The following is a 7,258-nucleotide window of genomic DNA, read 5'->3' as shown; positions in this document are numbered from 1 at the left end:
GGCCTCGGCATAGCTGTTGAACCTGAAGGTTACGCCCATGCGCTGACATTCCTCGTAGCGCCAGTCGATGATCGAGATCATCTCGCGCCGGCGCTCAGATTGCGCGGTCAGGCGGATCTGGCCGCCGGGATGGTTCGCGGCCTCATGTACGATGACCTCGTGGCCGCGCTCGGCCGCGACGCGGGCCGCCTCCATCCCCGCGGGGCCGGCGCCGATCACCACCACCCGCTTGCGCTCGCTGGCCTTTGCGATCTCGTGCGGCTGCTCGATCTCGCGCCCGGTCGAGGCGTTATGGATGCACAAAGCCATGCCGCCCTGATAGATCCGGTCGAGGCAATAGGTGGCGCCGACACAGGGGCGGATACGGTCCTCTTGCCCGGCGATGATCTTCTTTAGGATATGTGGATCGGCCATATGGGCGCGGGTCATGCCGACCATGTCCAGCTTGCCGCTGGCGATGGCATGGCGGGCGGTGGCCACGTCGGGGATCTTGCCGGCATGGAAGGTCGGGAAGTTGTTGGTGGCAGCCCGCAATTCCCCGGCGAAATCCAGATGCGGGGCGTTGCGCATGCCTTGCACCGGGATTAGGTCGGTGAGGCCCGCATCGGTGTCGATATGGCCGCGAAGCACGTTGATATAGTCGATATGGCCGGTGGCGATGAAGCGGCGGGCCATCTCGATGCCTTCGGCCTTGTCGACGCCTCCAGGCAGGGTTTCGTCAGCGGTGTTGCGGATGCCGATGATCATATCGGGCCCGACCCGGTCGCGCACCGCCTGCAGCATCTCGAGGGCGAAGCGGATCCGATTCTCGAAACTGCCGCCATAGGGGGAGTCCATGGTATTGGTCAGTGGCGACCAGGTCTGGTCCAGCAGGTGACCGTTCGCCTGGAACTCGATCCCGTCCACCCCGGCGGCCTTCATGCGCTCGGCGGCATCGGCATAGTCCTCGATGATTCGCCTGACGTCCCATTCTTCCATCTTCTTGGGAAAGGCACGGTGCGCCGGTTCGCGTTCATGACTGGAGGACACCACCGGCAACCAGTCAGCCTTGTCCCAGCGGGTGCGCCGGCCTAGGTGCGTGAGCTGGATCATCACCGCGGCGCCGTGGTCGTGGCACTCGTCGGTCAGCTGCTTCATCCAGCCGACGACCTCGTCCTTCCAGGCCAGGATGTTGTTGAAAACGGGTGGGCTGTCGCGGGCGACAGAAGCCGAACCCGCGGTCATGGTCAGGGCGATCCCGGCCTTGGCGCGCTCGACATGATAGGCCCGGTATCGCTCTTTCGGCATGCCGTCCTCGGGATAGGCCGGTTCATGCGATGTGATGATGATCCTGTTCCGCAGGGTCAGGTTTTTCAGTTTGAAAGGCTGGAGGAGCGGGTCGTTCGACATCTGGCATGGTCCTGTTGACGTGCTGTCGATGGACGTGGCGTGGCCTGAACATGACCCTGTTTCAGTCAGCAGATCGACGACCGCCTTGCCGCCTCTTGCCGTGGAGATGGGGTTCACGCCGGTAGTCAATCCATCATTAACGTATACGATAATATAACTTGGAATAAATCAAGAAGAATCTTGAACAGAGCAGAGGAACGGCCAAACTTCGTAACCCCTCCGCTGAGCCTGACTACGGTCGGCACGCGCCGTTCGGGCGCGAGCCGCGAAAAATGATTGACAAACCCATACGGCATGCAGGAATGTAATCCGTAATGATAAAATAGTATACCATCAAGCCTACAACGTAGCAGACGCTGAGGGTAAGACCCCTTGCATCGGCAAGCAGGACCATAGCCAGGGAAAGAGAAAGGGCGCCAATGAGCGATGCGTTCTGGAAGAATCCGCAAGACGACGCCGGGACCGCGAGCTTTGCGAGCGGAGCCATCGTGCGTTCTGCGCGGAATCGGCCCCAGAGTGCGCCCGAACATGATGATGCCAAGCATAACATCGTCTGGTCCCTGCAGGCGCGCATGGGCTTATAGCAAGGGATCGGGACCGACATGGACTGGTTTTACTCATTTCCACATATGAACGATGGTTCGCTAAGCGCCCTCAGAAACGCGATCGACGACGGGTTTCGCGGGCTCACCCGGAGCTATGGAGACGCGATCGAAGGGCTGTTTCAGCCGCTCCAGGCGTTCCTGATCTGGGCCGAAAGGCTTCTGACCGGAACGCCATGGCCGGTTGTCCTGCTGGTCATCGCGGGGCTCGCGTGGCTGGCAAGCCGTTCCTGGCCGATCGTTCTCGGCGCTGTGGCCACGCTGCTGATCATCGGCTGGTTCGATATGTGGACCGATACGATGCGCACGATTTCCATGATCTTCGTCTGCACCGTGATCGCGGTCGTGATCGGCCTGCCGCTGGGCATCCTCATGGCGCGTTCCGACCGGCTGAGCCGGATCATCACGCCCGTGCTGGATGTGATGCAGACAATGCCCAGCTTCGTCTACCTGATCCCGGTGGTGATGCTGCTTGGTATCGGCCGGGTTCCAGGGGTGATCGCGGTGGTCATCTATGCGCTTCCGCCGATCATCCGGCTGACCAACCTGGGCATCCGGCAGGTCGACCGCGAAACGCTGGAAGCCGCGCGCGCCTTCGGTTCTTCGTCATGGCAACTGCTGAAAAAGGTTCAGCTTCCCCTGGCGCTGCCGACCATCATGGCCGGGATGAACCAGACCATCATGATGGCGCTGGCCATGGTGGTGATCGCCTCGATGATCGGAGTGCAGGGGCTGGGCCAGCCGGTGCTGCGAGCCATCAACAATCAGTATTTCACATTGGGCCTTTTCAATGGCCTGGCCATCGTTGGCATCGCCATCATGTTTGACCGCGTGACCCAAGCCTATGGGCGCCGGCTGCAGAAGCATCAGGAGGCAATGCATGACTGATCAGGCCCCCGACATCGAGATCCGCAGTCTGTTCAAGATCTTCGGCGCCGACGGAGCGGCCTATGTCGAGGCCGTCAAGCAGGGCATGTCGAAGAAGGAGCTCAATGCCCGGCATCGCCACGTCCTGGGATTGCGCGACATCAACCTGACCATGCATGGCGGATGCATTCAGGTCATCATGGGCCTGTCGGGTTCGGGCAAATCGACCCTGATTCGCCATATCAACCGGTTGATCGAGCCCACCGCGGGTGAGGTCGTCATTGCCGGAACCGATGTCGTGAAGATGACGCAAAAGGAGCTGCTGAATTTTCGCCGCTACAAGACAGCGATGGTCTTTCAGAAATTCGGCCTGCTTCCACACCGCACCGTCTTTGAAAACACGGTCTACGGCCTGGAGGTGCGGGGCCTGTCCGCCCGCGAGCAGCGCGACACGGCGATGCGCTGGATCGAGCGGGTCGGGCTCAAGGGGTTCGAGTCCAAATATCCCAATCAGCTTTCCGGCGGAATGCAGCAGCGTGTCGGTCTTGCCAGGGCCCTTGCGACGGACGCGCCCATCCTGCTGATGGACGAGGCGTTCTCTGCGCTCGATCCCTTGATCAGGATGGATATGCAGACCGTCCTGCTCGACATCCAGAAGGATGTGGGCAAGACTATCGTCTTCATCACCCATGACCTGGACGAGGCGCTGCGACTGGGCGACAGCATCGCGATCCTTCGCGATGGAGAGATGATTCAGGTCGGCACGGCGCAGGACATCGTCCTGAATCCGGCCGACGATTACGTGGCCAATTTCGTGCGGCACGTGAACCGCGGCAAGGTCATCCATGTCGACAGCATCATGGTGCCGCCGTTCCCCGGAACGCCCTCCTCGGGGTCAACCGTGTCGCTGGGAACGACGCTTGAGGATGCCGCGGAAGTGCTGGCCCGCGGAGATGCAGACGGCATCGATGTCATGGATCCATCGGGGGAACGGGTGGGCCATGTCGCGCTGCGCCAGATCGTCTCGGCCATGGTGACGCCGCATTTCGAGGCTTCGGCCTGATGCCGTCAGCCATGAAGAACAGGCAAGGGCGAATGAAGAAACCGCACTGACGTAATGCCTCGGCGCGGCCAGACCGGGCGAGGCGCAAGCCAATCAAGAGATCAGGGAGCTTGGATCAATGAAGAAACTCATTCCGGCATTGCTGTTGGGCACCGTAGCCTTCGCGCCGCCGTCGTTTGCCCAGGATGAATGCGGTGATGTCACCATCGGCGCGCTGAACTGGCAATCCGCCGAGGTGCTCGCCTATGTTCACGCATTCATCCTGGAACATGGCTTCGGTTGCAGTGTGTCCGTCATCGCGGGCGATACGGTGCCGACTATCACCTCGATGGTCGAGCGCGGCCAGCCAGACGTCGCCCCTGAAGCCAACCTGTCGCTTTTGCCGGCAGTGGCAGAGCGTGGGCTGCAAGAGGGGCGTATCGTGGCGCTCGGGAAGCCTATCACCGAGGGAACCCTCGAAGGCTGGTATGTTCCGAAATTCATCGTGGACGAGAATCCCGAGATCAAGACCATCGAGGATGCGCTTGCGCGGCCGGAACTCTTCCCGGCACCGGAGGATCCTTCACGCGGCGGGATTCTCGTTGGTCCTGAAGGCTGGGGTGGCACTGTTGTCACCAACCAGCTTTTCAAGGCATTCGGCGCGGAGCAAAAGGGCTTCACGCTGGTAAACGCCGGCTCGGCCGCAGGCCTCGATGGTGCCATCTCGCGCGCCTATGAGCGCAAGGAGGGCTACATCACCTATTACTGGTCGCCGACCTCGTTGCTTGCGCAATATCCGATGGTGCGATTGGAGGGGGGTGTAGAGCGCGACGACGAGGAATGGCAGCGTTGCACCACGGTTGGTAGCTGTCCGGATCCGAAACCCAATTACTGGGTCGCCAGCCCGGTCTCGAACCTCGTGACGCAGCAGTTGCTGGAACGTCCGGGCATGGACCCCATCAAGACATATTTCGAGGATCAGACCTGGAGCACCGACGTTGTGTCCGAACTGATCCTGTGGATGCAGCAAAATCAGGCCACCGGGGAAAATGGCGCGCGGCGTTTCCTGGAGAACAGCCCCGAAGTCTGGCGGGAATGGGTGCCTGAAGATGTGGCCGAAAAGGTTCAGAGCGCCCTCTGATACGCGCGGCGTAAACAGGGCAGCATGATCGGATCGAGACGCCGCAAGGGGCGGCGCCTCGATTGAAACCACGCATCAATGCGGGGCCAGGTTGTTCACGAAGGGACAGGGGGAAAGATGTCGCGCTATCCTGATGTAGAAACATTTCTGACCAGTGTCAGGCGGGGTTACCAGGCGTCCGACATGGACCCCGACACCCGGCGCTGTGTGAATGACGTATTCGCGGCGCTTGAAGCCGGCAACGGCGAGCGAAACGAAGGCGGAAGGCGCTTTCCGGCCTGCGAATATCTCGATGCCGCCGCGCGCCTTGTGGAAGGCAAAAGACCGGAATTCGAAGCTATCATGGCCAGCTTCACTGCGCTTGAGCCCTTGATCGACTGGACACGGCGTCCTGGGGGCACCAATGCCAGCGCCAACATCATGGAGGGCCATGCCAATGCGATGGTCGTCGGCCCCGGCGGTCTCGAGGCGCGCGACGACGTCCAGGTGGGCATCAGTCTGCTGGCGCCAAACGTCCGTTACCCCGACCACCGTCACAAGCCCGAGGAAATCTATCTTTGCCTCACGCCCGGCGAGTTCAGGCATGGGGATGATGGCGATTGGTTTTCCCCTGGCGTCGGGGGCAGCTTTTACAATCACCCGGACATGCTGCATGCGATGCGTTCAGGCGAACAGCCATTGTTGGCGGTCTGGTGCCTGCGTCGCGTCGGTTGATCTCGACCTTCATCGGGTCAGGCGGTTCTGCCGGATTGAAAGGAAAGCAAATGACGGGACTGGCCAATCTGAGACTTGGCGTCGTCGGAGGGGGCGGATGGCTGGGCAAGGCCATCGTGCAATGCCTGCTGGACAGCGGTACGATCACCCCGGACCGTCTGTATCTGTCCAGCCGCCGCCCGCGCGCCGGCCTCTTCCCCGGCGCGACATGGACGCATGACAACCAGCTTCTGGTCGACAATTCGGACATCGTTCTCGTCTCGGTGCGGCCGGGCGATTTTGCCGCCATGGAGGTCGCCACCCAAGGCAAGCTGGTCATCTCGGTCATGGCTGGCGTTTCTTTCGCAAGGATACAGGCGCAACTGCACAGCGATCGCATCATCCGCGCGCTTCCCAATGCCGCTGCAGAGGTTGCCCGATCGCATACGCCCTGGGTCGCGACCCCGGCCTGCACGGATAACGACCGGATAGCGGCCCAGACGGTATTTGAGGCCTGCGGCAAGGCCGACGAACTGACCCAGGAAAGGCAGGTCGACTATCTTGCCGCCATCAGCGGAACCGGCCCGGCCTTTCCCGCATTGCTTGCCGATGCGCTCCGCCGGCATGCGATCGCACATGACATCCCGGCAGAGGTGGCGAGGCGCGCGGTCAACACCCTGCTTGTCGGCACCGGCCGTCTGGTCGAAGCGCAGGACAGGTGCCCCGCCGATGTGGTCGACGAGTTCATTGCATATCAGGGGATGCTCACCGCCGCATTGGAAACGATGAAGGCAGATGGTTTCGATGACATCGTCGGCAAGGGTATCGAGGCGGCGTTGAAGAAAGCGAACACATTGAGCTAGCGTTTTCGGCCTACGAAGCTGCAGTTATCGCCTGGCACGGCCGGCCTCATCCTGCACGACGCGGGAATAGACGGCCTCGCAGGCGATAAGGTCCAGATGACCGCCGCCCGCGTTCTTGAAGAAGGTGATGTCCTGATCGGACAGCCGCCCCGGCATCCTGCTGCCGATCAGGTCGTGAAAATCGCCCAGCAAGTCGTCCCGGCGGATCGCGCTGCTGCTGATTGGGCTGAGAATATCGCCCATGCCGTGCAATGCGACCTTCATCCGGTCCACGAAGATGCGGGAGCGACGCGCGGCCTCGTCATCGGCCTCGCGCATGTCCTCGGAATGCCCGCCCACCAGATCCAGATGCGTGCCGGGTCGGAGAAGCGCGCCCCGGATCAGCGGGGTCCGGCTTGCGGTGCAGCAGGTGATGATATCGGCCTGCGCGGTCGCGGCATCCAGATCCTCGGCCCATTCCGCAGCGATCCGCGCCTGCTGCAATTCGGCGCAGAATGTTCGGGCATTGTCGGGATTGCGGTTCCAGACCAGCACCCGCGCCAGCGACGGCCGTACAGCCCGGTGCGCCCGCACCAGCCAGCGCGACATGGCCCCGGCACCGACGACCAGCAATGTTCCGGCATCTTCGCGCGACAGCAACCTGCTGGCCAAGGCGGAATCG

7 protein-coding genes are annotated in these 7,258 nt (G+C 61.9%); 5 read left to right on the top strand and 2 right to left on the bottom strand.

The annotated features are described in order from the left end of the window. Positions 1–1,389 (bottom strand): FAD-dependent oxidoreductase (locus tag AQY21_RS13165; protein WP_058098103.1); only part of this gene is annotated, 1,389 nt, incomplete at its 3' end. A 602-nt stretch (positions 1,390–1,991) separates the two neighbouring features. Here AQY21_RS13165 and AQY21_RS13160 point away from each other — a divergent pair. From AQY21_RS13160 to AQY21_RS13140, 5 genes are all read left to right on the top strand, one after another. Further along, positions 1,992–2,879 carry a proline/glycine betaine ABC transporter permease gene (locus AQY21_RS13160; RefSeq protein ID WP_058098102.1) on the top strand — a complete coding sequence of 296 codons (888 nt, stop codon included), beginning with the start codon at positions 1,992–1,994 and terminating at the stop codon, positions 2,877–2,879. Then, positions 2,872–3,921: a glycine betaine/L-proline ABC transporter ATP-binding protein gene (locus AQY21_RS13155; protein ID WP_058098101.1), complete on the top strand. Its 1,050-nt coding sequence runs from the start codon at positions 2,872–2,874 to the stop codon at positions 3,919–3,921. The genes AQY21_RS13160 and AQY21_RS13155 overlap by 8 nt, the downstream gene beginning before the upstream one ends. A gap of 118 nt (positions 3,922–4,039) precedes the next feature. Further along, the gene (locus tag AQY21_RS13150; RefSeq protein ID WP_058098100.1) at positions 4,040–5,041 is read left to right on the top strand and encodes a glycine betaine ABC transporter substrate-binding protein; all 1,002 of its coding nucleotides are present in this window, start codon (positions 4,040–4,042) and stop codon (positions 5,039–5,041) included. A gap of 183 nt (positions 5,042–5,224) precedes the next feature. Next, complete coding sequence (locus AQY21_RS13145) at positions 5,225–5,755, top strand: dimethylsulfonioproprionate lyase family protein (protein ID WP_058098099.1); 531 nt, start codon at positions 5,225–5,227, stop codon at positions 5,753–5,755. Between the two features lie 50 nt (positions 5,756–5,805). Further along, on the top strand, positions 5,806–6,597 hold the full coding sequence (locus AQY21_RS13140; protein ID WP_058098098.1) for a pyrroline-5-carboxylate reductase: 792 nt from the start codon (positions 5,806–5,808) through the stop codon (positions 6,595–6,597). A gap of 24 nt (positions 6,598–6,621) precedes the next feature. Here AQY21_RS13140 and AQY21_RS13135 read toward each other — a convergent pair. Further along, positions 6,622–7,258: ornithine cyclodeaminase family protein (locus AQY21_RS13135; protein WP_369807767.1), on the bottom strand; the 637-nt coding region annotated here is incomplete at its 5' end.

It is taken from the genome of Paracoccus sp. MKU1 (assembly GCF_001447385.1).
Classification (GTDB): domain Bacteria; phylum Pseudomonadota; class Alphaproteobacteria; order Rhodobacterales; family Rhodobacteraceae; genus Paracoccus.
This window is presented reverse-complemented; position numbering and strand designations above follow the sequence as displayed.

Bases quoted from the DNA above. Each gene is read 5' to 3' on its own strand.
- AQY21_RS13140 (WP_058098098.1), top strand. From the start codon at position 5,806: ATGACGGGACTGGCCAATCTGAGACTTGGCGTCGTCGGAGGGGGCGGA.
- AQY21_RS13150 (WP_058098100.1), top strand. From the start codon at position 4,040: ATGAAGAAACTCATTCCGGCATTGCTGTTGGGCACCGTAGCCTTCGCG.
- AQY21_RS13160 (WP_058098102.1), top strand. From the start codon at position 1,992: ATGGACTGGTTTTACTCATTTCCACATATGAACGATGGTTCGCTAAGC.
- AQY21_RS13155 (WP_058098101.1), top strand. From the start codon at position 2,872: ATGACTGATCAGGCCCCCGACATCGAGATCCGCAGTCTGTTCAAGATC.
- AQY21_RS13145 (WP_058098099.1), top strand. From the start codon at position 5,225: ATGGACCCCGACACCCGGCGCTGTGTGAATGACGTATTCGCGGCGCTT.